The organism is Dysosmobacter segnis (genome assembly GCF_014297285.1).
GTDB classification, from domain to species: Bacteria; Bacillota; Clostridia; order Oscillospirales; family Oscillospiraceae; genus Oscillibacter; species Oscillibacter segnis.
The window spans coordinates 1-834 of the sequence record NZ_JACOQI010000106.1; the positions used below are offsets into that span (position 1 = coordinate 1).

Genomic DNA, 834 nt, shown 5'->3' on the forward strand with positions numbered 1-834 from the left:
TGACATTCTGCATTGCAGGCTCTTATTCTACCAACAACCGCATCTATGATATTTATATCATTTTGATTTTCGGTATCGTTTCTTACTTCCTGCGGCGCATGGGCTTCCAACTGGTGCCTGTTCTGCTGGGCATCGTGCTTGGACCTCTGGCTGAAAAGAACTTCCGCCGTGCCATGGTCATTTCTGAAGGCAGCTTCAGCATTTTCTTCACGCGTCCGATCAGCTGCGCGTTCATTTTGATCGCGATTGTGTCCGTGGCAATTTTTGGCATCCGGAACTACAAGTCCAGAAAGCTGGCAAAGCAGAATACTGCTGAAACTTCCGGGACAAAATAATCGAACGGAAAACGTCTCCGCTCAGTTTGGAAACGAAAACTCTCTGCTTTGGGGAGTGCGCTGACTGGAAATGACTTGACAGACGAACTTAAGACAACATAAAAACATAAGTGTAAAATCTAACCACGTATAAAAGGCCGCCATCTCAAAGCCGTTCACTCAATGAGATGGCGGTCTTCTATTTTTGTGGCATATAGCATTCTACCGGGGTTCTCGCGGGAAGTAGCTTTTCGGTCCATGCCTCATTTGTTTCTGGCCCACCTTGACACCCCTTCCAATTTGTCCTATAGTGATGATAGGCGAAAGCCAAATCTCGCGGCTTTCCGGTGAGGTCCACACTCCGGTGTGACCTCAGGCGTTCATGGACCCCGTAGGGCATTATGACCACCCTGTACGCAGGAAGTTCCATGAAGGTCGACAGTTTTTGGCGCTGTACCGGCAGCGCGGGTGTGTACCCTTCCGTCGAAAGCGGAAAGGACACAAATGAACGACTATGTCG

The 834-nt window shown here is 49.0% G+C and carries 1 protein-coding gene; it reads left to right on the forward strand.

What is annotated here, in order from left to right:
• On the forward strand, positions 1-335 hold a 335-nt coding region (locus tag H8Z83_RS19260; RefSeq protein ID WP_187016501.1), incomplete at its 5' end, for a tripartite tricarboxylate transporter permease.
• Positions 336-834: the final 499 nt, after the last annotated feature.